This is a genomic window from Micromonospora sp. A202 (assembly GCF_006715105.1).
GTDB lineage: Bacteria > Actinomycetota > Actinomycetes > Mycobacteriales > Micromonosporaceae > Micromonospora > Micromonospora zamorensis.
In genome coordinates, this window is sequence record NZ_VFMP01000001.1 from 1,358,455 (window position 1) to 1,383,202 (window position 24,748).

28 protein-coding genes are annotated in these 24,748 nt (G+C 72.1%); 13 read left to right on the top strand and 15 right to left on the bottom strand.

Annotated features, from left to right (window positions below; translation table 11 throughout):
- Positions 1 to 25 precede the first annotated feature (25 nt).
- Entirely contained in the window at positions 26 to 1,207 is a 1,182-nt protein-coding gene (locus tag FBZ33_RS06320; RefSeq protein WP_141908330.1) for an acetoin utilization protein AcuC, read from the top strand.
- Between the two features lie 25 nt (positions 1,208 to 1,232).
- A complete protein-coding gene (locus FBZ33_RS06325; RefSeq protein WP_141908331.1) occupies positions 1,233 to 3,788 on the top strand; it encodes a bifunctional GNAT family N-acetyltransferase/acetate--CoA ligase family protein in 2,556 nt (851 codons plus the stop codon).
- A 9-nt stretch (positions 3,789 to 3,797) separates the two neighbouring features.
- On the opposite strand, the gene FBZ33_RS06330 is transcribed toward FBZ33_RS06325, so the two are convergent.
- From FBZ33_RS06330 to sigB, 4 genes are all read right to left on the bottom strand, one after another.
- Entirely contained in the window at positions 3,798 to 4,205 is a 408-nt protein-coding gene (locus FBZ33_RS06330; protein ID WP_088946792.1) for a VOC family protein, read from the bottom strand.
- Positions 4,202 to 4,708: an SRPBCC family protein gene (locus FBZ33_RS06335; RefSeq protein WP_141908332.1), complete on the bottom strand. Its 507-nt coding sequence runs from the start codon at positions 4,706 to 4,708 to the stop codon at positions 4,202 to 4,204. The genes FBZ33_RS06330 and FBZ33_RS06335 overlap by 4 nt, the downstream gene beginning before the upstream one ends.
- Positions 4,705 to 5,082 carry a helix-turn-helix transcriptional regulator gene (locus tag FBZ33_RS06340; protein ID WP_141908333.1) on the bottom strand — a complete coding sequence of 126 codons (378 nt, stop codon included), beginning with the start codon at positions 5,080 to 5,082 and terminating at the stop codon, positions 4,705 to 4,707. The genes FBZ33_RS06335 and FBZ33_RS06340 overlap by 4 nt, the downstream gene beginning before the upstream one ends.
- A gap of 122 nt (positions 5,083 to 5,204) precedes the next feature.
- Positions 5,205 to 6,221: an RNA polymerase sigma factor SigB gene (gene sigB / locus FBZ33_RS06345; RefSeq protein WP_370452985.1), complete on the bottom strand. Its 1,017-nt coding sequence runs from the start codon at positions 6,219 to 6,221 to the stop codon at positions 5,205 to 5,207.
- A gap of 231 nt (positions 6,222 to 6,452) precedes the next feature.
- Here sigB and FBZ33_RS06350 point away from each other — a divergent pair, with 231 nt between their 5' ends.
- Complete coding sequence (locus FBZ33_RS06350; RefSeq protein WP_141912438.1) at positions 6,453 to 7,241, top strand: sporulation protein; 789 nt, start codon at positions 6,453 to 6,455, stop codon at positions 7,239 to 7,241.
- Between the two features lie 95 nt (positions 7,242 to 7,336).
- On the opposite strand, the gene dtd is transcribed toward FBZ33_RS06350, so the two are convergent.
- The 3 genes from dtd to FBZ33_RS06365 are packed head-to-tail and all read right to left on the bottom strand — an operon-like array spanning position 7,337 to position 10,326.
- Positions 7,337 to 7,759, bottom strand: coding sequence for a D-aminoacyl-tRNA deacylase (dtd, locus tag FBZ33_RS06355; protein ID WP_088946794.1), 423 nt, complete (start codon positions 7,757 to 7,759; stop codon positions 7,337 to 7,339).
- Between the two features lie 46 nt (positions 7,760 to 7,805).
- Positions 7,806 to 9,290, bottom strand: a complete 1,485-nt coding sequence (locus FBZ33_RS06360; RefSeq protein ID WP_185755220.1) for a methyltransferase — start codon at positions 9,288 to 9,290, stop codon at positions 7,806 to 7,808.
- Between the two features lie 34 nt (positions 9,291 to 9,324).
- Entirely contained in the window at positions 9,325 to 10,326 is a 1,002-nt protein-coding gene (locus tag FBZ33_RS06365; protein WP_141908334.1) for a CPBP family intramembrane glutamic endopeptidase, read from the bottom strand.
- A gap of 83 nt (positions 10,327 to 10,409) precedes the next feature.
- Here FBZ33_RS06365 and FBZ33_RS06370 point away from each other — a divergent pair, with 83 nt between their 5' ends.
- Positions 10,410 to 11,000 carry an HhH-GPD-type base excision DNA repair protein gene (locus FBZ33_RS06370; RefSeq protein WP_141908335.1) on the top strand — a complete coding sequence of 197 codons (591 nt, stop codon included), beginning with the start codon at positions 10,410 to 10,412 and terminating at the stop codon, positions 10,998 to 11,000.
- A 27-nt stretch (positions 11,001 to 11,027) separates the two neighbouring features.
- Here FBZ33_RS06370 and FBZ33_RS06375 read toward each other — a convergent pair whose 3' ends face one another.
- Together FBZ33_RS06375 and FBZ33_RS06380 are read right to left on the bottom strand one after the other, a co-directional pair.
- Positions 11,028 to 11,339, bottom strand: coding sequence for a hypothetical protein (locus tag FBZ33_RS06375; RefSeq protein WP_088951534.1), 312 nt, complete (start codon positions 11,337 to 11,339; stop codon positions 11,028 to 11,030).
- 13 nt (positions 11,340 to 11,352) lie between these two features.
- Positions 11,353 to 11,640, bottom strand: a complete 288-nt coding sequence (locus tag FBZ33_RS06380; RefSeq protein WP_088946797.1) for a hypothetical protein — start codon at positions 11,638 to 11,640, stop codon at positions 11,353 to 11,355.
- Between the two features lie 104 nt (positions 11,641 to 11,744).
- Here FBZ33_RS06380 and FBZ33_RS06385 point away from each other — a divergent pair, with 104 nt between their 5' ends.
- The gene (locus tag FBZ33_RS06385) at positions 11,745 to 12,104 is read left to right on the top strand and encodes a DUF3099 domain-containing protein (RefSeq protein ID WP_172861971.1); all 360 of its coding nucleotides are present in this window, start codon (positions 11,745 to 11,747) and stop codon (positions 12,102 to 12,104) included.
- Between the two features lie 54 nt (positions 12,105 to 12,158).
- Here FBZ33_RS06385 and FBZ33_RS06390 read toward each other — a convergent pair whose 3' ends face one another.
- Positions 12,159 to 13,058 (bottom strand): carbohydrate kinase family protein, encoded by a 900-nt coding sequence (locus FBZ33_RS06390; RefSeq protein WP_141908336.1) that lies wholly within the window; start codon positions 13,056 to 13,058, stop codon positions 12,159 to 12,161.
- Positions 13,055 to 13,990 (bottom strand): pseudouridine-5'-phosphate glycosidase, encoded by a 936-nt coding sequence (locus FBZ33_RS06395; RefSeq protein ID WP_141908337.1) that lies wholly within the window; start codon positions 13,988 to 13,990, stop codon positions 13,055 to 13,057. The genes FBZ33_RS06390 and FBZ33_RS06395 overlap by 4 nt, the downstream gene beginning before the upstream one ends.
- Before the next feature lie 88 nt (positions 13,991 to 14,078).
- Between FBZ33_RS06395 and FBZ33_RS06400 the strand changes: the two genes are divergently transcribed.
- The 3 genes from FBZ33_RS06400 to FBZ33_RS06410 all read left to right on the top strand — a co-directional run bounded on the left by FBZ33_RS06400 (position 14,079) and on the right by FBZ33_RS06410 (position 16,914).
- Complete coding sequence (locus FBZ33_RS06400) at positions 14,079 to 14,297, top strand: DUF3039 domain-containing protein (RefSeq protein WP_088946800.1); 219 nt, start codon at positions 14,079 to 14,081, stop codon at positions 14,295 to 14,297.
- Positions 14,298 to 14,337: 40 nt separating this feature from the next.
- Entirely contained in the window at positions 14,338 to 15,000 is a 663-nt protein-coding gene (locus tag FBZ33_RS06405; protein ID WP_088946801.1) for a trimeric intracellular cation channel family protein, read from the top strand.
- Positions 15,001 to 15,180: 180 nt separating this feature from the next.
- Positions 15,181 to 16,914, top strand: a complete 1,734-nt coding sequence (locus FBZ33_RS06410; RefSeq protein WP_088946802.1) for a DEAD/DEAH box helicase — start codon at positions 15,181 to 15,183, stop codon at positions 16,912 to 16,914.
- Positions 16,915 to 17,468: 554 nt separating this feature from the next.
- Here FBZ33_RS06410 and FBZ33_RS06415 read toward each other — a convergent pair.
- On the bottom strand, positions 17,469 to 17,702 hold the full coding sequence (locus FBZ33_RS06415) for a hypothetical protein (RefSeq protein ID WP_030489368.1): 234 nt from the start codon (positions 17,700 to 17,702) through the stop codon (positions 17,469 to 17,471).
- Between the two features lie 245 nt (positions 17,703 to 17,947).
- Positions 17,948 to 19,537 (bottom strand): RNA polymerase sigma factor, encoded by a 1,590-nt coding sequence (locus FBZ33_RS06420; RefSeq protein WP_141908338.1) that lies wholly within the window; start codon positions 19,535 to 19,537, stop codon positions 17,948 to 17,950.
- A 288-nt stretch (positions 19,538 to 19,825) separates the two neighbouring features.
- Between FBZ33_RS06420 and FBZ33_RS06425 the strand changes: the two genes are divergently transcribed.
- Positions 19,826 to 20,647 carry an inositol monophosphatase family protein gene (locus tag FBZ33_RS06425; protein WP_141908339.1) on the top strand — a complete coding sequence of 274 codons (822 nt, stop codon included), beginning with the start codon at positions 19,826 to 19,828 and terminating at the stop codon, positions 20,645 to 20,647.
- A gap of 24 nt (positions 20,648 to 20,671) precedes the next feature.
- Here FBZ33_RS06425 and FBZ33_RS06430 read toward each other — a convergent pair whose 3' ends face one another.
- On the bottom strand, positions 20,672 to 21,187 hold the full coding sequence (locus tag FBZ33_RS06430; protein WP_185755472.1) for a LytR C-terminal domain-containing protein: 516 nt from the start codon (positions 21,185 to 21,187) through the stop codon (positions 20,672 to 20,674).
- A 433-nt stretch (positions 21,188 to 21,620) separates the two neighbouring features.
- Between FBZ33_RS06430 and FBZ33_RS06435 the strand changes: the two genes are divergently transcribed.
- Both FBZ33_RS06435 and FBZ33_RS06440 read left to right on the top strand, forming a co-directional pair.
- Positions 21,621 to 21,917, top strand: a complete 297-nt coding sequence (locus FBZ33_RS06435) for a DUF4193 domain-containing protein (protein ID WP_007075406.1) — start codon at positions 21,621 to 21,623, stop codon at positions 21,915 to 21,917.
- Between the two features lie 116 nt (positions 21,918 to 22,033).
- Positions 22,034 to 22,858 (top strand): hypothetical protein, encoded by an 825-nt coding sequence (locus FBZ33_RS06440; RefSeq protein ID WP_088946806.1) that lies wholly within the window; start codon positions 22,034 to 22,036, stop codon positions 22,856 to 22,858.
- A gap of 19 nt (positions 22,859 to 22,877) precedes the next feature.
- Here FBZ33_RS06440 and FBZ33_RS06445 read toward each other — a convergent pair whose 3' ends face one another.
- Entirely contained in the window at positions 22,878 to 23,405 is a 528-nt protein-coding gene (locus FBZ33_RS06445; RefSeq protein WP_141908341.1) for a DUF3093 domain-containing protein, read from the bottom strand.
- Between the two features lie 90 nt (positions 23,406 to 23,495).
- On the opposite strand from FBZ33_RS06445, the gene dut reads away from it, so the two are divergent.
- A complete protein-coding gene (gene dut / locus FBZ33_RS06450) occupies positions 23,496 to 24,032 on the top strand; it encodes a dUTP diphosphatase (RefSeq protein WP_088946808.1) in 537 nt (178 codons plus the stop codon).
- 25 nt (positions 24,033 to 24,057) lie between these two features.
- Entirely contained in the window at positions 24,058 to 24,720 is a 663-nt protein-coding gene (locus FBZ33_RS06455) for a DUF3710 domain-containing protein (RefSeq protein ID WP_141908342.1), read from the top strand.
- Positions 24,721 to 24,748: the final 28 nt, after the last annotated feature.

The following is a 24,748-nucleotide window of genomic DNA, read 5'->3' on the forward strand; positions in this document are numbered from 1 at the left end:
AAGGTCCTCGTGCGACGATGGGCTCATGTCCGACGACACTGTGGTGGTGTGGGACGAGTCGCTGCTCGCCTACGACATGGGTGACCATCCGCTCGACCCGGTCCGGGTGGAGTTGACCATCGCGCTCGCCCGCGAGTTGGGCGTCCTGGATCGCCCCGGGGTGCGCATGGTCAAGCCGGAGCCCGCCGACGACGCCGCGCTGACCCGGGTGCACGACCCTGCCTACCTGGCCGCCGTGCGTGCCGCGCCGCGCGATCCGCTCTTCGCCGGGTACGGGCTGGGCACGTCCGACAACCCGGTCTTCGAGGGGATGCACGAGTCCAGCGCGCTGATCGCCGGTGCGACGATGGCTGCCGCCGAGGCGGTCTGGCGCGGTGACGCACGGCGGGCGGTGAACGTGGCCGGTGGCCTGCACCACGCGATGCCCTCCCGAGCCTCCGGCTTCTGTGTCTACAACGACCCTGCGGTGGCCATCGCCCGGCTGCTCGACCTAGGCGCCGAGCGGGTCGCGTACGTGGACGTCGACGTGCACCACGGCGACGGTGTGCAGCAGATCTTCTGGAACGACCCCCGGGTGCTCACGATCAGCCTGCACGAGACCCCGCTGGCGCTCTTTCCGGGCACGGGCTTCCCGGACGAGACGGGTGGGCCGGGCGCGCAGGGCAGCGCGGTCAACATGCCGCTGCCGCCGGGTGTCGAGGACAGCGCCTGGCAGCGGGCATTTCACGCCATCGTGCCGTCGGTGCTGCGCGCGTTCCGGCCGCAGGTGCTGGTCAGCCAGTGTGGCGCCGACGGGCACCGGCTGGACCCGCTCGCCGACCTCAACCTGACGGTGGACGGCCAACGAGCCACCTACCTGGCGATGCGGGCGCTCGCCGACGAGCTGTGCGACGGTCGGTGGGTGGCCACCGGCGGTGGTGGGTACGCCCTGGTCGAGGTGGTGCCCCGGGCGTGGAGTCACCTGCTGGCCGTGGCCACCGGTGACCCGATCGCCCCGGCCACGCTCACCCCGCTCGCCTGGCGGGAGCTGGTCGCCTCCCGTCGTCTGGGCCGGGAGGTGCCGTTGCGGATGACCGACGACGCGGACCCGTCGTTCGAGCCGTGGCAGCCGACCGGCGAGCCCAACGCGGTGGACCGGGCGATCGCCGCGACCCGCAAGACGGTCTTCCCGTTGCTCGGGCTCGACCCGTACGACCCGCGGGACTGAGCCGGGCCAGGGGAGGGCCACGCCGGTGACGACCGTGAGCCAGCCGGTGGACGTGCTGCTCAGCGACGGCAGCACCGTCCAGTTGCGACCGATCGACCCGTCCGACGCGCCGGGCATCGTGGCGATGCACAGCCGCTTCTCCGAGCGCACCCGCTACCTGCGGTATTTCTCGCCGTACCCGCGCATCCCGGAACGGGATCTGATCCGGTTCGTCACCGTCGACCACCGCGACCGGGAGGCGTTCGTGGTGCTGGCCGGCGACCGGATCGTCGCGGTCGGCCGTTACGAGCGGCTCGGCCCGCAGACCCCGGAGGCGGAGGTGGCCTTCGTCGTGGAGGACGCCTACCAGGGCCGGGGCATCGGCTCGGTGCTGATGGAGCACCTGGCCGACGCGGCCCGGCGCAACGGGATCATGAGCTTCGTCGCCGAGGTGTTGCCGGCCAACGGGACGATGCTGCGCGTCTTCGCCGACTTCGGCTACCAGGTCCAGCGTGAGTACGCCGACGGTGTGGTGCACCTGAGCTTCCCGATCGCGCCCACCGAGGCCACGCTGGAGGTGCAGCGCGGCCGGGAACACCGCACCGAGGCCCGTTCCATCGCCCGGCTGTTGGCCCCACGTGGCATCGCCGTCTATGGCGCCAGCGCCACCGGTCAGGGCGTCGGCGCCGCGGTGCTCGGGCACCTGCGCGACGGCGGCTTCACCGGCGTGGTGGTGCCGGTGCATCCGAGCGCGTCGACAGTGGCGGGGCTGCCCGCGTACCCCTCCGCGGTTGAGGCCGGGACGCCGGTGGATCTGGCGGTGGTGGCGGTCCCGCCGGAGGCGGCGACCGCTGTGGTCGCCGACGCTGCCGCCGCGGGGGTGCACGGACTGGTCGTCATCTCGGCCGGCTTCGCCGAGGCCGGCGCCGAGGGCGCGGCCACGCAGCGGGCGCTGGTCCGCGCGGCGCACGCCGCCGGCATGCGGGTGGTCGGCCCGAACTGCCTGGGCGTGGCCAACACCGACCCGACGGTACGCCTCAACGCCACCCTCGCCCCGGCGCTGCCGCCGGCCGGTCGGGTGGGCATCTTCAGCCAGTCCGGCGCGTTCGGGGTGGCGCTGCTCGCCGAGGCGGACCGGCGCGGTCTGGGGCTGTCCAGCTTCGTCTCGGCCGGCAACCGGGCCGACGTCTCCGGCAACGACCTCCTCCAGTACTGGCAGGACGATCCCGGCACCGACGTGATCATGTTGTACCTGGAAACCTTCGGTAACCCGCGTAAGTTCGCCCGGCTGGCCCGGCGGATCGGCCGTGCCAAACCGGTCGTCGCGCTCGCCTCGCCGGCCCGTCCGGTCGGGGTCGGAGACACCGCCGGCCCGGACGAGGTGGCGGTGGCCGCGCTCTTCGCCCAGTCCGGGGTGATCCGGGTGGACACCGTGCCGGAGCTGCTCGACGTGGGTGTGCTGCTGGCCAACCAACCGTTGCCGGTCGGCGGACGGGTCGGTGTGGTCGGCAACTCCTCGGCCCTGACCGGGCTGGCAGCCACCGCCTGCGTCGGGCACGGCCTCACGGTGGCCGACGGTCATCCCCGCGACGTCGGGCCGAGCGCCGGTGCCGCCGAGTTCGCCGCCGCTCTCGCGGAGACGGCCGCCGACGAGGGGGTGGACGCCCTGGTGGTGGTCTTCGCCCCGCCGCTGCCCGGGCAGCTGACCGATGTGGACGCCGACGTGACCGCCGCGCTGCCGGCCGCCCTCGCGCTGGGCAAACCGACAGTGGCGACGTTCCTGGTCGGCCGGCTGCCGCCGGGAGTGCCCGCGTACGGGGGCGTGGAGGAGGCGGTGCGGGCGCTCGCCCGGGTGCACCGGTACGCCGAGTGGCTGCGCCGCCCGCCCGGGGTGGCACCCGAGCTGCCCAGCATCGACCGGGCCGCCGCGCAGGCCGCGCTCCGCGCCGACGGCACCGACCCGGGGGCGCTGCTGGCCGCGTACGGCATCGACGTGGTGGCCTCGGTGCCCGTCGACTCGGTCGGCGCGGCGGTGGACGCGGCGACGCGGCTGGGGTTCCCGGTGGCGCTGAAGGCGGCGGACCCCGGGCTGCGGCACCGGGTCGACCTCGGCGCGGTCCGGCTCGACCTGCCCGACGAGCCGACCCTCCGCCGGGCGTACGCCGAGCTGGCGGCGACCTTCGGCGCGGACATGCTGGTCCAGCCGATGGTGCCGCCCGGTGTGGCCTGCGTGGTGGAGTTGGTGGAGGACCCGGCGTTCGGGCCGGTGGTCGGCTTCGGCCTCGGCGGGGTCGCCACCGAGCTGCTGGGCGACCGGGCCTGGCGGGCGGTGCCGCTGACCGACCGGGACGCGGCCGAGCTGGTCGACGAGCCCCGGGCGGCGCCGTTGCTGCGGGGGCACCGGGGCGCCGCGCCGGTCGACCGGGCGGCCCTGGCCGACCTGCTGTTGCGGGTAGGTCAGCTCGCCGACGAGCAGCCCCGGGTGCGGTCACTGACCCTCAACCCGGTGCTCGCCCGCCCGGACGGCATCTCGGTCCTGCACGCCCAGGTGCGCGTCGGCGGTGTGGTTGCCCGCCCGGACACCGGCCCCCGCCGCCTGTGACGGGGGCGGTCAGGCGCGGCTGGAGATCTGCTGGACGGCCCAGGCGTTGCCGTCCGGGTCGGTGAAGAAGACGAAGCCGACATTGTCCAACGGGTGCGGCGTGGGGCTTGGGCTGGCACCCAGCACCTGGACGTCGCTGACCTCCACGCCACGTTCGACCAGCTCCGCGTGGGCCCGCTCGATGTCGGGCACCACCAGTTGCAGACCCTTGAGCGACCCCGGTGGCATGTCCGGGACGGCGCCCTTGCCGATCACGATCGAGCAGCCGGAGCCGGGCGGGGTCAGCTGGATGATGCGCGCCTCGTCGCCGATCACGGTGTCGTGGTCCACCACGAAGCCGAGTTGCTCGGCGTAGAACTTCTTGGCCCGGTCCAGGTCGGTGACCGGCACGATCACCACTTCCAGCGTCCAGTTCATGGTTGCTCTCCTCGTATCGTCGTTGTGGAACGCAGCAGGTCGGCGAGCCGCGTGTAGCTCTGCCCGACCCCTCGGGTCATCGGGTAGCGCAGCACGGTGTCCCGCCCCTCCGTGGTGCCGTAGCGCAGCGTGGTGGTGACCGTCGTCCGGCCGGCCAGTTCGGTGAACTCGTGGCCGACCAGCGTCTCGCCCGGGTAGGACTGATCGTCGAACAGCTCGGTGCAGACCAGCCGGTGCGGTGGCTCGATCTGCCGGTAGACCCCAGCCTGGACCATCCGCGCGCCCTCCGGGCCCTGCGACACGAACCGCCACCGCCCGCCGACCCGCAGGTCGACATCGCACTCCACCAGCCTCCAGCCGCGCGCGCCGTACCACCGGACCAGCAGCTCGGGTCGGGTGAAGGCGGTGAACACCAGGCGTGCCGGTGCCTCGAACAGCCGGCTCAGCACGATCTCCCGATCACCCGGGGTGTGGACGACGAGCGGGTCGTCGACGCTGCTCACCCGCGCGACCCGTCCGGTCGGGAGCGTCGACGGGCGGAGTCGGTCTGGTCGACGGCCTGGAGTTCGTCGAGCAGCGCGTCGAGGCGCTGATAGCTCTCCGCCCAGTAGTCGCGGTAGTCGGCGAGCCAGGCTGTCGCCTCCCGCAGCGGCCGGGCCTCCAGGCGGCAGGGTCGGCGCTGGGCGTCCCGTCCCCGGCTGACGAGGCCGGCGCGTTCCAGCACCTTTAGGTGCTTGGAGATGGCCGGTTGGCTCATCGCGAAGGGTGCTGCCAGCTCTGTCACTGTCGCCTCCCCGGCCGCGAGCCGGGCGAGGATGGCCCGTCGGGTCGGGTCGGCCAGCGCCGCGAAGGTCGCGTCCAGCAGTTCGGTGCCCACCACGTATAACCTCCTGGTTTTATAACCACATGGTTTCTACCGTGGATGGTGTTACCGGTCAAGCACCCCCGACAGCATGGAAGGCCCCGGCGAACCGCCAGGGCCTTCCATGAGCAGGTGCGTCAGCAGGCGTACGACTCCAGGCGCTGGGCCCGCTCCGGCGCGCGCAGCTTCAGCAGCGTCACCTTCTCGATCTGCCGGATCCGCTCCCGGGACAGACCGAACTCACGACCGACCTCGTCCAGCGTGCGCTGCCGGCCGTCGTCGAGACCGAACCGGAGCCGGATGACCGCCTGCTCCCGCTGGGACAGGGTGGCCAGCACGATGCTCACCTCGTTGCGCAACTCACCCTGGGCGGCGGCGTCACCCGGCTCGGTGCGCGGGTCCACGGAGGCCACGAAGTCGCCGAGCGCGCTCTCACCGTCGTCGCCGACGGCCTGGTCCAGGCTGACCGGCTCCCGGTCGTAGGAGATCAGCTCGATGACCTGGATCTCGGGGATCTCCAGGGCGCGGGCCACCTCGGCGACAGTGGGTTCGCGGCCCAGCGTCACCGCCAGCTCGCGGCGAGCGCGGACCATCCGGTTGACCTGCTCGACCATGTGCACCGGGATGCGGATCGTGCGGGCCTGGTCGGCCATCGCGCGGGTGATCGCCTGCCGGATCCACCACGTCGCGTACGTGGAGAACTTGTAACCCTTGGCGTAGTCGAACTTCTCCACCGCCCGGATGAGACCGAGGTTGCCCTCCTGGATCAGGTCGAGGAACGCCATGCCACGTCCGGTGTAGCGCTTGGCGATGCTGACGACCAGCCGCAGGTTCGCCTCCAGCAGGTGGTCCTTCGCGGCCCGGCCCTCCGCGACGATCAGCTCCAGGTCGGCCCGCAGCTCCGCGGAGACCGGGGTGCAGGTGGCGAGCTTCTCGTCGGCGAACAGGCCGGCCTCGATCCGACGGGCCAGGTCGACCTCCTGCGCGGCGGTCAGCAGCTTCGTGCGGCCGATCCCGTTGAGGTACGCCCGGACCAGGTCGGTGGAGATGCCACGCTCGTCGGTGGCGTCCAGGTCGGTGAGGACCTCGGAGGTCCCGTCGGTGTCGGTCGTGGTGGCCGGGCGCATCCGGTGTTCCGTCATCTGAAGGGCCATCTCTGTCTCTCCCCGTTTCCACGTCTGTGCCGTGTCTCCGGCCCAGTGGTGCCGGTGTGCACACAGCTTGGCGGTCGGGGCGTAAAACGGGAGTGAGGCGATCGGGCACCCGACAGGAATCAGGTCGGATCTCTGGTGCGGTGTGTCGTCCCGGTGTGCGGTTGCCCGCCCCGACTACGTTGCGGACGGCCGGCCAGCTCGGGTCGGCGACGACGAAAGATGGAGGACGGCGTGGTCTTCAAGCGGCTCATGAAGGCGATGGGGGTCGGCGGCCCATCGGTGGAGACGGTGCTGGCCAACCCGAACTGCCGCCCGGGCGGCCAGCTGGAGGGCCGCATCCAGGTGGTCGGCGGCGACCACCAGGTCGACATCGACCACGTGACTCTCGGTCTGGTCACCCGGGTCGAGGTGGAGAGCGGCGACAACGACTACGACACCACTCAGGAGTTCCGTCGCCAGCAGATCACCGGCGCGTTCCGGCTGGAGCCGGGGCAGCGCCACGACATCCCGTTCCGCTTCGACGTGCCGTGGGAGACACCGGTCACCGAGCTGTACGGGCAGCACCTGCACGGCATGACGATGGGCCTGCGTACCGAGATGGAGGTCGCCCGCGCCGTCGACAAGGGTGACCTGGACGCCGTGTCGGTGCACCCGCTGCCCGCGCAGGAGCGACTGCTGGACGCGTTGCTGCGACTGGGCTTCCGGTTCGCCCGCGCCGACGTGGAGCGTGGGCACATCTACGGCGTACGACAGACGCTGCCCTTCTACCAGGAGATCGAGTTCGGCCCGGCGCCCCAGTACGCCCGCTCGATCAACCAGTTGGAGGTCACCTTCATCGCCGACGCGCAGCAGATGCAGGTGGTGCTGGAGGTCGACAAGCGCGGTGGCGTCTTCACCGAGGGGCGGGACGCCTTCGGCCGGTTCACTGTCGACCACGCCACCGCCGACCGCACCGACTGGACCGCCGAACTCGACAACTGGCTCCGCCAGTCCCTGTCCCGCCGAGGCCTCTTCTCCTGACCCCAACCCTTGTGCCCTCCCCGTTGATCAAGAGGTTTGCGTCATGGAAAGGCCGAACTCTGACGCAAACCTCTTGATCACCAAGGGGGGTGGGGTCAGAGGTCCAGGAGGAGGGTTCGGGGGCCTACGTTGGTGCTTTCCACCAGCATGTGGGCGCGGAAGCGGCCGGTTTCCACCGGGGCGTTGCGCTGGCGCAGCGCGTCGACGACGGCGGTCACCAGTGGTTCGGCCACCTCGGCGGGGGCGGCTGCCGTCCAACTTGGACGGCGACCCTTGCGGGCGTCCCCGTAGAGGGTGAACTGGCTGACCACCAGGATCGGCGCGCCGGTGTCGGCGGCGGACCGCTCGTCGTCCAGGATGCGCAACTCGTGCACCTTGCGGGCCATCGTCTGAGCGGTCTCCGCGGTGTCGGTGTGGGTCACCCCGAGCAGCACCAGCAGGCCGTTCTCGATCGCGCCGACCACCTCGCCGTCCACTGTCACGCTGGCCCGCCCGACGGTCTGCACCACCGCACGCATCAGCAGCCCGCCGCAACGCCGGCAGCCGGCGCAGAGCCTGCCCGCGTCACGCGGTCACCGCCTCGATGAAGCCGCGCTCCACCAGGTGCGCCACGATCGGGCCCGCGGCCTCGGCCATCTCGTCGGGCTCGACGTCGTGCGCGGCGGCGAGCAGGGCGAGCTGGTCGCGCAGCGGCAGGCGGCCGTCGGCGCCGCCGACCAGGGCCAGCACCAGCGGGTCGATCTCCTCGGTCCAGCGCAGGCCGTGCGGCATCGCGAGGACCTGCCGATCCACCCCCCAGCCCTCGTCACCCATGGTGGCCTCCTGGCGCAGTTGGAGGCCCTCGGCGGCCCGGTAGCGCTCGGCGAGCAGCGCTTCGGTGTCGCGTACCCGCAGAAAGTCCTGGCGGTCGAACCAGGCGGCCACCTGGTCGCCCAGCGGCGGCTGCACCCGCTGGCGCAGGTCCTCCACCCGGACCACCGGGTCGGCGTGCCCACCCCGCCGCAGTGACACGATGCCGAAGCCGATCCCCTCCACCTTGTGCGCGTCGAACCAGTCGAGCCAGGCGGCCATCCGCTGCGGGTCGGTGGTCTCGCCGGCGTCGGTGAGCCACAGGTCGACGTACGCCATCGGGTCGGCCACCTCGCGCTGGATGACCCAGGCGTCCAGGCCGGTCCCGGAGAACCAGCCGGCGACCCGCTCGTCCCACTCCTCGCCGGCGACGTGCACCCAGTTCGCCAGGTACTGCATGGTGCCGCCCTCGGTGAGCAGGCCCGGGGCGGCGGCGGCCAGCTCGGCGCCGATCGCGTCACCGACCCGGCCGGAGTCACGGTAGACGTGCGTGGTGGTGCCCGGGCCGACCACGAACGGCGGGTTGCTCACCACCAGGTCGAAGCGCCGGCCGGCAACCGGGGCGACCAGGTCGCCGCGCAGCAGCTCCCAGTCCTGACCATTGAGGGCGGCGGTGGTCGCGGCGAAGCGCAGGGCCCGCTCCGAGAGGTCGGTGGCGGTCACCGAGTCGGCGTGGGTGGCCAGGTGCAGGGCCTGGACGCCGGAGCCGGTGCCGAGGTCCAGCGCGCTGCCCACCGATCGGCGGATGGTCGCACCGATCAGGGTGTGGGTGGCCCCGCCGATGCCGAGCACGTGCTCGGCGTGCAACGGGCGACCCGGTCGGGCACTGGCCGGCACGTCGGCGAGCACCCACCAGTCGTCGCCGTACGGCTCCAGGTCGACGCCGGCACGCAGCCCGTCGCCGTACCGCTCGACCAGCCCGCCGGCCAGCGCCTCCTCCAGGCTCAGCGGCGCCAGCGCGGCGGCCACCTGCGCTTCCGGCTCGGTCTGGTCGCAGATGAACACCCGGATCAGGGTGCCCAGTGGGTCGCCGTCCTCGGTGGCGCGCAGCGCGGCCCGGTAGTCGTTGCGGGCGACGGCGGTGGTCGCCTGGGCGCCCAGGCGCTCGGCGATGCCGTGGCTGGTGAAACCGGTCCGGGTCAGCGCGTCGCGGAGCGCGTCGACGCCGGCGGGGGAGAGCAGCATGTCGTGTTCGTCCACCCCGACATCCTGCCTGCCGTCGCGGAGAAAGCCGTCACCACCCGCGAGATTCGACCCCGACCTCCGGCCGCTTCAGCTCCGTTCCGGTCGGCGCCGAGGGCCCGCCGGGCACCGCCACGACCAGGTCCGGCGGTACGACCGTCGCCAGCCCTCGGCGTGCGGCCATCCGGTCGACGACCAGGGCGTACGCGGACAGCACCAGCACGTCGACGAGGACGAGCTGCCATGGGGCGTCGGCCATCGTCTCGTCGGCGCTGAGCCCGCCGAACGCCGCCGCCAGGGTGAACGCGGTCAGATTGTTCACCACGTGCAGCGCGATCGCGGCCTCGAGCCCGCCGGTTCGCACCGTCAACCAGCCGAACAACGCGCCCATGAATGCCAGGTCCAGGAAACCCCAGACCGTGCCCCACCCGTGCGCCGCGGCGAAGAGCACCGCCTGAAGGGCGATCGCGGGCCAGGGTGAGCGAAGGTACGCGCCAACGGCCTGCAACAGCCAGCCCCGGAAGGCGTACTCCTCCGCGGCGGCCTGGAATGGCACCAGCAGCAGGACCATCAGCAGGCCGGCGGCGAACTCCGGCCCACCCACCCACGTGTCCGCCGGGGCGAGCACCGAACTCTCGCCGGTCAGCCCGAGCAGCAGGTCCGCGCCGAACAGCATGACGATGATCAGCGGCGTGGCGATCAGGAGGCAGCGGCCGAGCCAGTTCCACCGCAGCCGGCCGAGCACCGACGAGAGCGTGCCTGCGGGCCGGCGCTGCACGAGCCAGGCCGCGCCGAACAGAAGTGGGAGTAACAACGCCAGCGAGGCGATCAGCAGTGCGGCGTCCGGAATCGGGCCGAAGGTGGGAAGCCCCTCGGCGTCGTACGGGCGGTTGGTGAGCTCGGCCACGACGGCGGCGACGCCGAAGAGTAGGCAGAGGACCACCACCGCCGAGACAACCAGCGCGACGGTGCCGACGAGGGGCTGCCACCAGCGGTGCCGGGCAGTGCGGCCGAGCCGGTGGTACGGGGAACCGGGCGGGGCGGTCCAAAGCATGTCGTCGAGCGTGCCAGACGAGCGCCAGGTGTCGCGAAACGATCGGAGCGTCGGCGTCCGCCCGGATCGGTGGGCCAGGCAGGATGGTCCGCATGACGCTAGTGCTGCCCATCGACCCAGAGGCCAACCGGTTGCTGGAGCGCAGCCCACTGGCCCTGCTCATCGGGATGACCCTGGACCAGCAGGTGCCGATGGAGAAGGCCTTCTCCTCGCCGTACGTGCTGGCGCAGAGGCTCGGCCACGAACTGGACGCGGTCGAGTTGGCCGGGTACGACCCGGAGGCCCTGGTCGCGCTCTTCGCCCAGCCGCCCGCACTGCACCGGTTTCCGAAGGCGATGGCGGCCCGGGTGCAGGAGGTCTGCCAGGTCCTGGTGGAGCGCTACGACGGTGACGCGGCGCTGCTCTGGGCCGACGTCGCCGACGGGCCGGAGCTGCTGCGCCGGGTCTCCGGGCTGCCCGGCTTCGGCAAGCAGAAGGCGCAGATCTTCGTGGCTCTGCTCGGAAAGCGGTTCGGGGTCACCCCGCAGGACTGGCGGACGGCGGCCGGCGGGTACGGCGACCCGGGCGCGTACCGGTCGGTGGCCGACGTCACCGACGCCGACTCGTTGCGCCGGGTGCGGGAGTACAAGCAGCAGATGAAGGCAGCGGCCAAGGCGAAGACCGCCGAGGGCTGAGGCGACGGGCCTGGTGAGGGCTGTCGCTCAGGCGGCGGTGGGGTGCGCCAGCGAGGCCAGCGCGCGCCGGACGTCGGCCAGCGAGACGGTCGCGGAGTCGTCCAGGTCGGCGAGGCCGGCCTCGATCCACTGGCGCATCAGCGTGGTGACCCCGATGCCTCGGGCGTCGGCGGCGGCCCGCACCCGCTCGTACGTCTCCAGTGGCAGCCGGACCGACCGGCTCACCATCGGCACGTCGGTGTCGGGGGCGGGGAGGTCCACCCCCGGGCCCTCGTCGATCAGCTCGGCGATGCGGTCGTCGCCGCTGTGGAACTGCTTGGTCGCGTCGTTTCGGTGCATCGTCACGGCCTCCTCATCGGCGAGATCTCCGCACGGCCTCGTCGTAGCGCTTGGACTCGGCGTCGCTCAGCTCACGAGCGGAGAGGATGTCCCAGTCGTTGTCGGTGCCATCGGCCTCGGCGAGCAGCACCGCCAGTCGGCGGCCCCGACGGGCGGCGGCGTAGACCACCATCACGTCGTCACCCAGATGGCGGATCACCCGTCGGGCGCTGTGCAGCGCCTCCCAGACTTCCCCGGGTGTGACGTCGTAGACCCTCAGGTTGGCCAACGCCTCGTCGGTGAAGCTGAACCTGCTGCCCACGCCAGGCAGCGTACCACGCACGTAACACGCGGCGGGATGAGTCGAAGTTCGCTGATCACGGCCCTGCGGTGACAGGATGAGGCGTAACCCCCTCGAGGAGGTCCATGGTGAAGCGTCAGGCGTACCAGCCGATTCTGATCACCGACGCCTCGCGCAGCCAGGGTGACCAGCTCACCAGCCGTCAGCGCCGCTACGTCCTGATGATGGGCATCCGGGTGGCCTGCATCATCGCCGGCGCGATCCTGGTCGGTGCGAACGCCCCGCTGCTCTGGCTCTGGCTGCCGTTGTGCGCCCTCGGCATGGTGCTCATCCCCTGGCTGGCCGTGCTGCTGGCCAACGACCGGCCGCCGAAGGAAGAGCACCGGCTGGCCAACAGGTTCCACCGCCGGCACACGGACGACACCCCGCCGATGAGCCTCACCGCCGAGGAGCGCCCGCACAAGGTCATCGACGCCGAACCCTGACCCGCGAACGGGCCAGGGTTCGAGCACTCGGGAGCCCCGGCCGTGCGCTGGTGACTACGGCTGCGGTCGTGCGCCGACGGTGGAGACGGCCAGCGCCCCCAGGTCGGTGGCGCGGCTCAGCGCCGCGGCCGGAGTGGCACCCGCGAGCCAGGCGGTGAGCAGGCCAGCCGCGAAGGCGTCCCCCGCCCCCGTGACATCCACCACCGCAACCCGCCGGGCCGCAGCCACGCGGACCGCCGCGGTGCGGTCGACCCAGACCGCGCCGGCCCCGCCGCGCTTGACCACGACCCGCTGGGCCGTCGCCGACAACGCCCGCCCCTGCGCCGCCGGGTCCAGCCCACCGGCGAGCACGGTGGCCTCGTCCGCGTTGACCAGCAGCAGGTCGACGTCGCGTACCCAACTCAGGAACGCCGCCGCGCCCACTCGCCGCAGCGGCGCCGCGGAGGCCGCGTCGACGCTGGTGGTGAGCCCACGCTCGCGCGCGGCGGCCAGCGCCCGCAGCCCGGCGTCGCGCGACCCGGCGTCCAACAGGGTGTACGCGGACAGATGCAGGTGCCCTGCGTCGGGCACCGCCGCGAGGGCCCGCTCGACGTGCGCGCCGGTCAGCCGCAGGTTCGCGCCCCGCTGGCTGACCATGGTGCGCTCGTCGTCGGTGGCCAACACGATCACCGTGCCGGTCGCCACGCCCTCGACGCGTTCAATGGCGCAGTCGACACCCGCCCGCTCCAACTCGGCCACCCGGTCCCGTCCGGCGTCGTCGTCACCGACGGCGCCGACGAGCGTGACGTCCATCCGCTGCGCCGCTACCCAGGCGGCGGTGTTGGCCGCCTGACCGCCACCGCCGATGCTGATCTCGGCTCCGGTGTCCGAGCCGGCCGCGAGCGGCCCGGACAGCACGGCGACCACATCGGTGATCACGTCCCCGACGACGACCATCCGGGCCGGTCGGGTCATGCCGGGCCGGTGGTGCGGCGGGCCGCTGCGGCGACCGCGATCCGCGCGGCCAGGTCGGCGTTGCGCAGGATGATCCGGACGTTCACCGCCAGGCTCGCGCCCTCGGTGGCCGAGTGGAAGTACGACAGCAGGTACGGCGTCACGGCCTTACCGGTGACCCCGTCCCGCTCCAGCAGGGCCAGGCCGTCGGCGAGCGTCCGGTCGTGCAGCTCCGGGTCGAGCTGCTCCTCGACCGGCAACGGATTGGCAACGAGCAGTCCGCCGGTGTGCACGGCGTGCTCGTCGCGGGCGGCGAGCACGGCGGCGACCTGCTCCGGCGAGTCCACCGACCAGTCCAGGTCGAAGCCGGCGTCGGTCAGGTAGAAGCCGGGGAACCGGCGGGTGCGGTAACCGACCACGGCGACCCCGAGGGTCTCCAGCCGCTCCAGCGTCGCGCCCACGTCGAGGATCGACTTGACCCCGGCGCAGACCACCGCGATCGGAGTCTGGGCCAGGGTGCCCAGGTCCGCCGACTCGTCGAAGGTGTGCGCTGCCTCCCGGTGCACCCCACCCAGCCCGCCGGTCGCGAACACCCCGATCCCGGCCGCGGCGGCCACCGCGCTGGTCGCGGCGACGGTGGTGGCGCCGTCCGCGCCGGTCGCCGCCGCCAGTGCGAGGTCGCGGACGGAGAGCTTGGTCACTCCGTCGACGGTGGCGAGGCGGGTCAACTGTGCGTCGTCCAGACCGACCACCAGCCTGCCGCTGATCATGCCGATCGTCGCCGGGACGGCCCCGGCGTCCCGGACCGTCTGCTCGATCTCCCTGGCCACCCGCAGGTTCTCCGGCCGGGGGAGGCCGTGCGAGACGATGGTGCTCTCCAGGGCGACGACGGGCAGGCCGTCGCGCAGGGCCTCGGCGACCTCGGGTCCGTAGCTGATGCGAAAGTCATTCACACAAGCACGGTACGGGGTGGGGCATGGGCCGGCCTCAAGTGGACCCGGCCGTGATGACCTGCCAAACTTGTCGGTTGGAGGTGCAGACGTGAGCACAGAGGTTCTCGAGCGTCCAGAGCTGAAGGACGCCGACACCGGTCCCGAGATGTTCCACTACGTCCGCAAGGAGAAGATCGCCGAAAGTGCCGTCATGGGCACCTACGTCGTCGCGCTCTGCGGCGAGACGTTCCCGGTCACCAAGGCGGCCAAGCCGGGTTCTCCGGTCTGCCCCAAGTGCAAGGAGATCTACGACTCGTACCGCGAGTGAACCTCGGCCGGTGCTCCGGCCGGCGACGTAGCCTGCGGCGGTGACCACCTCCACCGCCCTGCTCCTCGCCGACCTGACCGGGGTGGCGGTGTTCGCCGCATCCGGGGCGTCGGCGGCGGTGGCGAAGCGACTGGACCTGTTCGGCGTCGCTTTCGTCGGTTTCGTGGCAGCCCTCGGCGGCGGGATCTTCCGGGACCTGGTCATCGACGAGGTGCCGCCGCTGGCCTTCGCCGACTGGCGGTACGCGGCCACCGCCGCGATCACCGCCCTCGCCGTCTTCTGGCTGCACCCGCAACTGGCCCGACTGCGCACCACCGTCCTGGTGCTGGACGCGGCGGGCCTGGCACTGTTCACCGTGACCGGCACGCTCAAGGCACTCGACGCCCGGGTGCCAGCGGTCGGCGCCTGCCTGATCGGCATGCTCACCGCCATCGGCGGCGGGCTCGGCCGCGATCTGCTCACCGCCGAGATCCCCGTCGTGCTGCGTCGGGAGATCTACGCCCTCGCCGCGCTGGCCGGTTCGGTGCTGGTGGTGCTGCTATACGTGACCGGTCAGACCGGTCCCGTACCGCTCACCGCCGCTGCCGCCCTGGTCTTCGGGCTACGTCTGATCGCGCTGCGTCGGCGCTGGTCCGCGCCGGTGGCGACGCTGCGCCCGCCGCGTGCCGATGGGGCGGATCCCCGCGCCGACCGGGAGTGGTGAGGCCATCCGTGCCAGGGCGGCGAATGTGACCAGCGTGGCGTCGCCTGGGCCGTGGGGCTCGCGCTGGTTATGCTGAGTCGGCCTTCGCGGCAGCTTCTGCGCGGAGGCGTTTTCATGGGCGGCGGTCATCGTGGCCCTCGCCCCGGGTCCGCCGTCGTGCGGTCGGAGAGGAGCTTTCGCGTGGCAGCCCGGACGCCGGTGCTCGAGACGTTCCCGGCACTACGCGCCTGGCAGCGCAAAGCCCTGGTGGAATACCTGCGCCGGCGCACCGAGGACTTCACAGCGGTCGCCACGCCGGGCGCCGGCAAGACCACCTTCGCCCTGCGGATCGCGGCCGAGCTGCTCGGTGACGGCACCGTGGAGGCGGTCACCGTGGTCGCCCCGACCGAGCACCTGAAGAACCAGTGGGCCGACGCCGCAGCCCGGGTCGGCATCCAGCTCGACGCCGCTTTCCGCAACGCCGACGTGCACTCCGCAGCCGACTTCCACGGCGCGGTGGTCACCTACGCCCAGGTGGGCATGGCACCGCAGGTGCACCGGCGGCGCACCATGACCAGACGCACCCTGGTCATCCTCGACGAGATCCACCACGCGGGCGACTCCCGGTCCTGGGGAGACGGGGTGAAGAACGCCTTCGACCCCGCCGTACGCCGGCTGATGCTCACCGGGACCCCGTTTCGCTCCGACGACAATCCGATCCCGTTCGTCAGCTACGAGCGGGGCGGAGACGGGCTGCTGCGCTCACGTGCCGACTCCGTGTACGGCTACTCCGACGCCCTGCGCGACGGCGTGGTCCGGCCGGTGCTCTTCCTGGCGTACTCCGGGGAGACCCGTTGGCGGACCAACGCGGGGGAGGAGCTGGCCGCCCGCCTCGGTGAACCGATGACTCAGGATCTGGTGGCGCAGGCGTGGCGTACCGCCCTGGACCCGGCCGGGGACTGGATGCCGCAGGTGCTGCGCGCCGCCGACGCCCGACTGACCGTGCTGCGCAACGCGGGCATGGCCGACGCCGGTGGTCTGATCATCGCCACCGACCAGCAGACCGCCCGCTCGTACGCCAAGCTGATCGAGCAGGTGACCGGCGAGAAGGCCGCCGTGGTGCTCTCCGACGACCAGGGCGCGTCCGCGCGGATCGCGACGTTCGCGGCCTCCGACCAGCGCTGGCTGGTCGCGGTGCGGATGGTGTCCGAGGGTGTCGACATCCCCCGACTGGCGGTCGGCGTCTACGCCACCAGCGCCAGCACGCCGCTCTACTTCGCCCAGGCGATCGGCCGGTTCGTGCGAGCCCGCCGGCCCGGCGAGACCGCGTCGGTCTTCCTGCCCAGCGTGCCGCACCTGCTCGGCCTGGCCAGCGAGATGGAGACCGAACGGGACCACGTCCTCGGCAAACCCAAGGAATCCGACGGGCTCGACGACGATCTGCTGGAACGGGCGCAGCGCGACGACCAGGCCAGCGGCGAGTTGGAGAAGCGGTTCGCCGCGCTCTCGGCCACCGCCGAACTGGACCAGGTGATCTTCGACGGCGCGTCTTTCGGCACCGCGGCCCAGGCCGGCACCCCGGAGGAAGAGGAATACCTCGGCCTGCCCGGCCTGCTCACCGCCGACCAGGTGTCGCTGCTGCTGACCAAGCGGCAGGCCGCACAGCTCGCCGCCCAACGCCGCCGTACCGCCGACGGGGCCGCTCAGCCGGCCTCTGCGCCCACGGCGGCGCCACCGGCACCCATGAGCGCCGCTCAGCGTCGCGTGGCGCTCCGGCGCCAACTGAACGCCCTGGTGGCCGCTCGCCACCATCGCACCGGCCAGCCGCACGGCAAGATCCACGCCGAGCTGCGCCGGCTCTGCGGCGGCCCTCCGAGCGCCCAGGCCACCATCGAGCAGCTCGAGGAACGCATCGCGACCGTCCAGACCCTCTAGACCTGCCGCATCGGTGATGCCTGCGGCCGAAGTCTGCGGCCGAGGTCTGCGGCGAGGTCTGCGGTCGAGGTCTGCGGCCGTGCTTGCTTCCGGCGTGATCCACTCGGTTTCCTTGAAAACGCGGTATTCGAGCGCGGAGGAAAGCGCGACTTCCGTGACGGGAGGTAGTGGCATCGGCGCGTCGATGAGGCCACTACATCCTGGTTCGAGCACGATCTTGGGCGGGGCGCGGGGCGCGGGGCGCGGGGCGCGGGGCGCGAAGATCCGCACTACTTCCGTGAAGTTGCTGCCTCCGGCGCCCGGGAGGCAGCAACTTCCCCGAAACTGTGCGGATCTTGGCGGCATCCGGCGGCGTGCGTTCCCTGGGGCTGCGCGGGCGGGGCCAGCGCGCGGGCAAGCGCGGGCGGAGCGAGCGCGCGGGTAGGCGCGGGCCGGGCACGCGCGGGCGCGGGGCGAGGGCGGTGGCCGGGCCGGGGGCGGGGTGGTTTGGGTAGCGAAAAGCCGACCGGAGACACCCTCGGGGTGCCTCCGGCCGGCTATGTCGGTTTGCGGATTTAGTTCGCCATCAGATCGGCGCCACGCCAGCTGAAATCGGGCTCCGTCGCGAACCGCTCGGTGATCTTCACGAGATCCTCCGCGTACTTGTTCGCATGGTGCCCGCAGAACACCAGCTCGCTCCCACCCGTCAGGGTGATCCGGAGCTTCCCGGCAGCATTGCAGCGGTCGCACCGTTCATCGGCGGCTGGGGGAGCCGCCGTCACGGGCGGCGGCGTGAGGGTCGGGGTCATCGCCTTCCTCCTCTGGTCGTCACCGATGAACAATCTCTTCGGTCGTTGCTCACCTATGGTGCAACACCCTTACTAGGCACTGCCTTCCCTGTGTGCCCGCGGGGGACCGAGGTCACACCTGGCAGGGACAGTGTGCCGTGCACCCAGGGTGCCACGTCAACGATCACATTCGTGCATCCGGACGATCACCATCTGGTGTTGCACACCAGGTGGTCAAAACGACACGTTCGGTTGACGAAACCCGCTCAGTCCAGGTAATCCCGGAGGACCTGGGACCGGGACGGGTGACGCAGTTTGGACATCGTCTTGGATTCGATCTGCCGGATCCGCTCCCGGGTCACCCCGTAGACCTGGCCGATCTCGTCCAGCGTCCGCGGCTGACCGTCGGTCAGGCCGAACCGCAGGCGTACCACACCCGCCTCACGCTCGGAGAGCGTCTGCAGCACCTGCTGGAGCTGGTCCTGCAGGAGCGAGAACGAAACCGCGTCCACCGCGACCACGGCCTCGGAGTCCTCGATGAAGTCACCGAGTTGGCTGTCGCCCTCGTCGCCGATGGTCTGGTCCAGTGAGATGGGCTCCCGAGCGTACTGCTGGATCTCCAGCACCTTCTCGGGTGTGATGTCCATCTCCTTGGCCAGCTCCTCCGGAGTGGGCTCGCGGCCCAGGTCCTGGAGCAGCTCACGCTGTATGCGGCCAAGCTTGTTGATGACCTCGACCATGTGCACCGGGATGCGGATGGTGCGGGCCTGGTCGGCCATCGCGCGGGTGATCGCCTGCCGGATCCACCAGGTGGCGTACGTGGAGAACTTGTAGCCCTTGGTGTAGTCGAACTTCTCCACCGCGCGGATCAGGCCGAGGTTGCCCTCCTGGATCAGGTCGAGGAACGCCATGCCACGGCCCGTGTACCTCTTGGCCAGCGACACCACCAGTCGGAGGTTCGCCTCCAGGAGGTGGTTCTTGGCCCGTTCGCCGTCGCGGGAGATCCAGCCCAGGTCACGGACCATGTCCCGGACGAGCTTCTCCTCGCCCTCGTCGGCCGCGCGCAGCCGCTCGGCGGCGTAGAGCCCGGCCTCGATCCGCTTCGCCAGCTCCACCTCCTGCTCGGCGTTGAGTAGCGGAACCTTGCCGATCTGCTTCAGGTATGCACGGACCGAGTCGGCCGAGGCGGTCAGCTCGGCGTCGCGCCGGGCCTGCTTGAGGGCCTCGGACTCCTCGTCGTCCCACTCGAAGTCGTTGTCGGTCGCCGAGGCGGCGGCGTCGGTCTCGGCGGCCTGGGCCAGCTCGGCCGGCTCCTCGACCACCACGTCCTCGATGGCGGCGGCCAGCTCCTCCGGGTCGATCTCACCCTCGGCGCCCTCGCCCTTGGCCTTGGTGCCGGCCTTGGCACCAGCGGCAGCGACAGTGGCCTTGGTGGCCCGGGTCGACTTGGTGGCCTTCGCCGGCGTCGCACCGCCCTCGGCGGGGGTGGCCTTGCGGGCGGCCACCTTGCGCGGGGCAGGCGCGGACGGCGCGTCGTCGGAGGCGGGCGCCTGCTTCGGGGCGGGCGCCGCGGCCTTCTTGGTGGTCTTGGCAGTGGTGGCCCGGGACGCCGGCGTGGTCGAACGGGCCGCGGCGACGCGGCGGCGGGTGCTCGCCGAGCCGTCCACCACCACGGTCACTCCCGCCTCGGAGAGCGCCCGCAGAATCTTCTTGGCCTGGGCCGGAGTCACCTCGGCGGACTCGACGGTGCGCGCGAGCTGGGCCGACGTGAGCTGACCACCGGCGCTCTGCGCGTGGGCGATCAGGGTGTCGGTGAGCGAGCGAACGTCGGCGCCGGTCTGGCGGGGTTCTGTCACGAATGACCTTCCGGAGGCGAAGAGCGGGCACGGCCGGGTTGTCCGGCACAGCGTGGGGCAACCGGGCCGGGCAGTGTGGTTGAGGGACCCCCGTGTCCCGGACCGGCCGGTGGTCGGCGGTCCGTGGCGCGTGGGCAGGGGTGAATTGTAACGCCGTCTGCCGCGATCTTCCTGCGCCGCACTGCTTAACGGCGGTGGGACCGCCGATTCGGCGCTGATGTGGACTTTGTAAGGATGATACTCGCGCGGGGCGCGGAACGCCCCGGTCGCGTGGAAGGGGACGTTGGGATGGACCGTTCGGCGCCTTCACCTCGGGAACTTTTAGCGGTCGCACTGGGCGTCGCGCGCGATGCGGCGGCCACCGCGTACCGGATGCGGGTCGAGGGTGTCTCGGTGGCGGCGACCAAGAGCACTGTCACCGACGTGGTCACCGCGGCGGACCGGGCGGTCGAACGGCAGGTGCTCGACGCGCTGAAGCAGTTGCGGCCGGACGACGCGGTGCTCGGCGAAGAATACGGCATTCGGGACACCGGGCCGGTCGCGCCGGGCGGGGTGCGCTGGATCATCGACCCGATCGACGGCACCGTCAACTACCTCTACGGGCTGCCGTACAGCGCGGTGTCGCTGGCCGCCGAGGTGGACGGGGTGGTGGTCGCCGGCGTGGTGCGCAACGTGAACACCGGCGAGGAGTGGACGGCCACGGTCGGGGGCGGGGCCTGGCGCGACGGTGTCCAGTTGCGCTGCTCCGGCGAGACTGACCTGGGGCAGGCGCTGGTCGGCACCGGCTTCGGCTACGACGCCGGACGCCGCACGCACCAGGCCCAGGTGGTGGCCGGGCTGATCGCACACGTCCGGGACATCCGTCGGCTCGGTGCCGCGGCGCTGGATCTCTGCCTGGTCGCGGAGGGCCGGCTCGACGCGTACTTCGAGAAGGGCCTCGCGGCCTGGGACCTGGCGGCCGGCGGGCTGGTGGCCGCCGAGGCGGGTGTGCGTGTCGCCGGCCTGGCCGGTGGGCCACCGGGGCCCGATCTGGTGGTCGCGGCCCCGCCCGCGCTCTTCGGGCCGCTGCACGATCGGCTGGCCGAGCTGGATGCCGCCGGCGGGCCCTGAGCGGCCGTCAGGGCGGTCAGGGCGTCACTTGGCGACGGGGGACGGGCAGGAGCCCTTGGGTGCCTGTGGCGCGCCGATGTCACCGAGGGACTGGTTGACCTCGGTCGTGGTGGCGAGCTGTTGGAAGCCGTTGCCCAGCACCACGTCCACGACGTCGTCGGTGCGCTTCGGGTCGTAGCCCGGCTCGGCGTTGTTGAGGAAGTACGCCTGCAGCAGGTGCGCGGAGCCGACGCCCTTCGGGCCGTAGCGCAGCACCGCCACGTCGTCGATCTCCTTGGGGTCGTTGCCGACCTTCTTCACCTGGAACTTGCGGTTGCGGAAGTCGTCCGCGACGCTGCCGGCCCGGCCGGGCTCCTCGGTCGTGTTGAACACGTTGATCTTGACGTCCTTGGGCTCGTGCAGTGTCACGTCGGCCAGCGGCCAACCCTCCGGGCAGCCCTCGGCCGTGCCCGCCTTCCCCTGGGTGTCCCGGATGATCGCGGTGACCACGAACGCCAGGGCCAGCACCCCGAGCAGGCCGACGACGACGAGTGCTCGCACTCGCGCAAAACTCATCTGGGCACTCCCGGGACCTCAGGTGGGTGGCGGCAGCCGGCAACGATCAGACTGGCCGCCGGCCGTCGAATACGCCGCTGAGGTTAACGGTTGTCCGGCCGTCGCGTGGAAACAGCCCGACATGCCGGCGCGCCGACCGCGAACCGGGTACTACTACCCCTATCTTCGTGTCGCCTGAATCACATTGGGAACAACTTCGCGTGCGGGGGCGTACATCTCAGCCGCAAGGGCGGTATACATGCCTCGCCCAAGGGGGGGTAAGGTTCCGCGCTCGCAGGGGAGTCGCCCCAGCGAGCTCGACCCGTTCGGTCCTCGGGTCGGGTGCCCGACACAAGTGGTGGCCGGCCAGCGGAACCGAAACAGCGTCGTCCGGCGTTACAACCGGAAGCGACAACATCGATATGGGAGAGTGAAACCGATGGCCACCGACTACGACGCCCCGCGTCGCGACGAGGTCGACCTCGGCGAGGACAGCCTGGAAGAGCTCAAGGCACGGCGCGTCGACTCACAGTCGGGCGCGGTGGACGTCGACGAGGCCGAGGTGGCCGAGAGCTTCGAGCTGCCCGGTGCCGATCTGGCCGACGAGGAGCTCACGGTCAAGGTGCTTCCGATGCAGCAGGACGAGTTCCGGTGCGCCCGCTGCTTCCTGGTACATCACCGTAGCCAGCTGGCAGTCGAGCGTAACGGCGAGTTGATCTGCCGCGAGTGCGTCTGACAACCACGACACCGGCGGCGGCCTCCTGAACGGGGCCGCCGCTGCTGGTGTAGGCATGCGCCGGTAGTGGGTACCTGCTTGACTCGTAGCGGGTAGCCACAGCACCGGGAGGTCCGATGAGCGATCGAGGCGGCACCACCGACGATGGCACGGGCAGCGTTGGTGCCACCGGCGGCACGGACGACCTCGGTGCCACCGTCGCGGCGTTGACCGCTGACGACCTCGCTCCGGCCCGTCGCCGCCAACTGCTGACCCGGATGGTCGGGCAGGCCCGCGCCCGGGGCATCTCCGACCTGTTCAAGCCCCGTGCCGCCGTGCGCTGGATGGTCGACACCGTCACCGAGGTCGCCCCGCACATCCCGGTGCGGGACCTGGCCACCCTGCGCCGCCATTTCCCCGGCCTGGACGATGCCGCCCTGGCCGACCGGCTCATCCGCAACGCGTCCCGGGCCACCGCCGCGATCGGCGCGGCCGGCGGGGGAGTCGCCGCCGTCGAGTGGACGGTCGCCCCGACCCTGCTCTCCGCACCGGTGCTGCTCGCCGCCGAGACCGTCGCCGTGGTGTCGGTGGAACTGAAACTGGTCGGTGAGCTGCACGAGGTCCACGGCGTGGCGCTACCGGAGGGCGGCAGCCAACGGGCGGTCGCACTGGTGCACTCCTGGGCCACCCAGCGTGGGGTCAACCCCATGGTGCCCGGCGTGGGGGTGGGCGCGGTGCTCGGCACCGCGGCCCGCAAGGAACTGCGGGACATGCTGCTGCGGCGTTTCGGTCGCAACCTCACCACGCTCGGGCCGTTCCTGACCGGCGCGGCTGTGGCCAGCTTCCTCAACCGCCGGGCCACCCAGCAGATGGCCGAGCAGCTTCAGGTGGACCTGCGCCGGCGGGGCATCGCCCGACCCGCGCCACCGGCAGCCCTGCCCGGCCCACCGACCGGCACCTGACCGCGTCGACGGCGTTGGATCAGCCCTGCTCACCCGTGCTGGGGCGGGAGAGCGCCAGAGCGTCCCGCGCGGCCAGCACCGCCTCCGCCAGCTCGACGGGGTGCCGCGTGCTCACCACCCAGAACGGGGTCGGATCGGCCGGGTCGTCGAGCACCACCTGCACGGCGCCGCCGATCCACGGCCGCTGCACCACGAAGGCGAGCGGGTCCGCGCCGACCCCGAGCACCTCACGGCGGCCGGCCACGTCCAGCGGCACCACGTCGGCCACGAAGCGGACCGGCAGGCGGGCGTCGTCCACCCGCAGCTCGGAGTCGGCGACCCCGATCCGGATCCGGCCGAGCCACCACAGCCCTGCGGCGGTGAGGGGCAGCAGCACGACGAACGGCAGCCAGGCGCGCACGCCGGCGGCGCCCATCCAGATCTCGACGGCCAGCAGCGCGGCGGCCACCAGCCCGGCCAGCCACAGCCACCAGGGCAGATCCAACCGTTCGGCGTACGCCGGGCGGGCGTCGACCGGCGGCTGATCGGCGGAGGGAGAGGGCGACATGCTCACTCCTGCGAGGGTACGGCGCACGGCGGCTCGGCGAACCGGCAGGATGGCAGGGTCACCCCGAGAACCGGACGGAAGAGGGGACCCGTGACCGACGTCGTACCCGTGCCCGTGCAGCTGCTCGACTCCGAGCTGCCGCTGCCCACGTACGCCCATCCCGGCGACGCCGGGGCCGACCTGGTGGCGGCCGCGGACGTGGAACTGCCGCCCGGTGGCCGTGCCCTGGTGCCCACCGGCGTGGCCATCGCGCTGCCGGAGGGGTACGTGGGTCTGGTCCATCCCCGTTCCGGTCTGGCGGCCAGGCTCGGCGTGACGGTGCTCAACGCGCCCGGTACGGTCGACGCCGGCTACCGGGGTGAGATCCTGGTCAACCTGATCAACCATGATCGGGATGTGCCGGCGAAGATCTCCCGCGGCGACCGGATTGCGCAGCTCGTGGTGCAGCAGGTCGCACGGGCGCGGTTCGAGCCGGTGGTCGAGCTGCCCACGTCCAGGCGTGGGGTCGGCGGGCACGGGTCGACCGGCGGGCACGCCGGGCTGGTGCCGTCGCCGACGGGCCAGGACCGGGTCGAGCGGCGGCCAGACGAGCCGGGCCGCGGGCAGACGGAAGAGGTGGCAGGGTGAGTGTGAACAGCGGAGGGCAGGCGCAGTGATCTTCTCCCGAAAGCGGGCCGACGCCGAGCGGCAGACCCGTGACGAGCGGGCCACCCAGGTCCCCGACCAGGGCGATGCGGCGCCGACGTTGGAGCGCGGCCCGTACGACATCTCCGAGAGCTACGACGACGTGCAGCGACTCGACCTGGGCAGCCTGCACATCCCGGCGATCGCCGACGTCGAGGTGCGGGTGCAGGCCGACCCGCAGGGCGTGGTCCAGCAGGTGGTGCTGGTGCATGGCGACAACGCACTCCAGCTGGGCGTCTTCGCCGCCCCCAGGTCCGAGGGGATCTGGGGCGAGGTGCGCGAGGAGATCCGGCAGTCCCTGCTGCGCGACGGCGCGAGCGCGCAGGAGGTCGAGGGCGAGTACGGCCCGGAGCTGCACGCCCAGGTGAACACCCCGGACGGCCCGACGAACCTGCGGTTCGTCGGCATCGACGGGCCGCGTTGGATGGTCCGCGGGGTGTTCCAGGGCCCGGTGGCCACCAACCCGGCTGTGGCCGGGCCGCTCGTGGAGTGCCTGGACGGCCTGGTGGTCGACCGTGGCCAGGAGGCCAAGCCGGTCCGTGAGCCGCTGCCGCTGCGGCTGCCCCGCGAGATCTCCGACCAGGCCGACGCCGAGGCGGGCGACGCCGCCGCCGAGCCGCGCCAGGTCTGACCCGCGCGCACCGGCCCGCCGGAACCAG

Excerpts from the sequence above, each read along its gene's own strand:
- FBZ33_RS06425 (WP_141908339.1), top strand. The coding sequence starts at position 19,826 with ATGGACCGTTCGGCGCCTTCACCTCGGGAACTTTTAGCGGTCGCACTG.
- FBZ33_RS06440 (WP_088946806.1), top strand. The coding sequence starts at position 22,034 with ATGAGCGATCGAGGCGGCACCACCGACGATGGCACGGGCAGCGTTGGT.
- dtd (WP_088946794.1), bottom strand. The coding sequence starts at position 7,759 with ATGCGTGCGGTGGTGCAGACCGTCGGGCGGGCCAGCGTGACAGTGGAC.
- FBZ33_RS06330 (WP_088946792.1), bottom strand. The coding sequence starts at position 4,205 with ATGAACTGGACGCTGGAAGTGGTGATCGTGCCGGTCACCGACCTGGAC.
- FBZ33_RS06435 (WP_007075406.1), top strand. The coding sequence starts at position 21,621 with ATGGCCACCGACTACGACGCCCCGCGTCGCGACGAGGTCGACCTCGGC.
- FBZ33_RS06365 (WP_141908334.1), bottom strand. The coding sequence starts at position 10,326 with ATGCTTTGGACCGCCCCGCCCGGTTCCCCGTACCACCGGCTCGGCCGC.
- sigB (WP_370452985.1), bottom strand. The coding sequence starts at position 6,221 with ATGGCCCTTCAGATGACGGAACACCGGATGCGCCCGGCCACCACGACC.
- FBZ33_RS06390 (WP_141908336.1), bottom strand. The coding sequence starts at position 13,058 with ATGACCCGACCGGCCCGGATGGTCGTCGTCGGGGACGTGATCACCGAT.
- FBZ33_RS06385 (WP_172861971.1), top strand. The coding sequence starts at position 11,745 with ATGGTGAAGCGTCAGGCGTACCAGCCGATTCTGATCACCGACGCCTCG.
- FBZ33_RS06445 (WP_141908341.1), bottom strand. The coding sequence starts at position 23,405 with ATGTCGCCCTCTCCCTCCGCCGATCAGCCGCCGGTCGACGCCCGCCCG.
- FBZ33_RS06415 (WP_030489368.1), bottom strand. The coding sequence starts at position 17,702 with ATGACCCCGACCCTCACGCCGCCGCCCGTGACGGCGGCTCCCCCAGCC.
- FBZ33_RS06370 (WP_141908335.1), top strand. The coding sequence starts at position 10,410 with ATGGTCCGCATGACGCTAGTGCTGCCCATCGACCCAGAGGCCAACCGG.
- FBZ33_RS06375 (WP_088951534.1), bottom strand. The coding sequence starts at position 11,339 with ATGCACCGAAACGACGCGACCAAGCAGTTCCACAGCGGCGACGACCGC.
- FBZ33_RS06320 (WP_141908330.1), top strand. The coding sequence starts at position 26 with ATGTCCGACGACACTGTGGTGGTGTGGGACGAGTCGCTGCTCGCCTAC.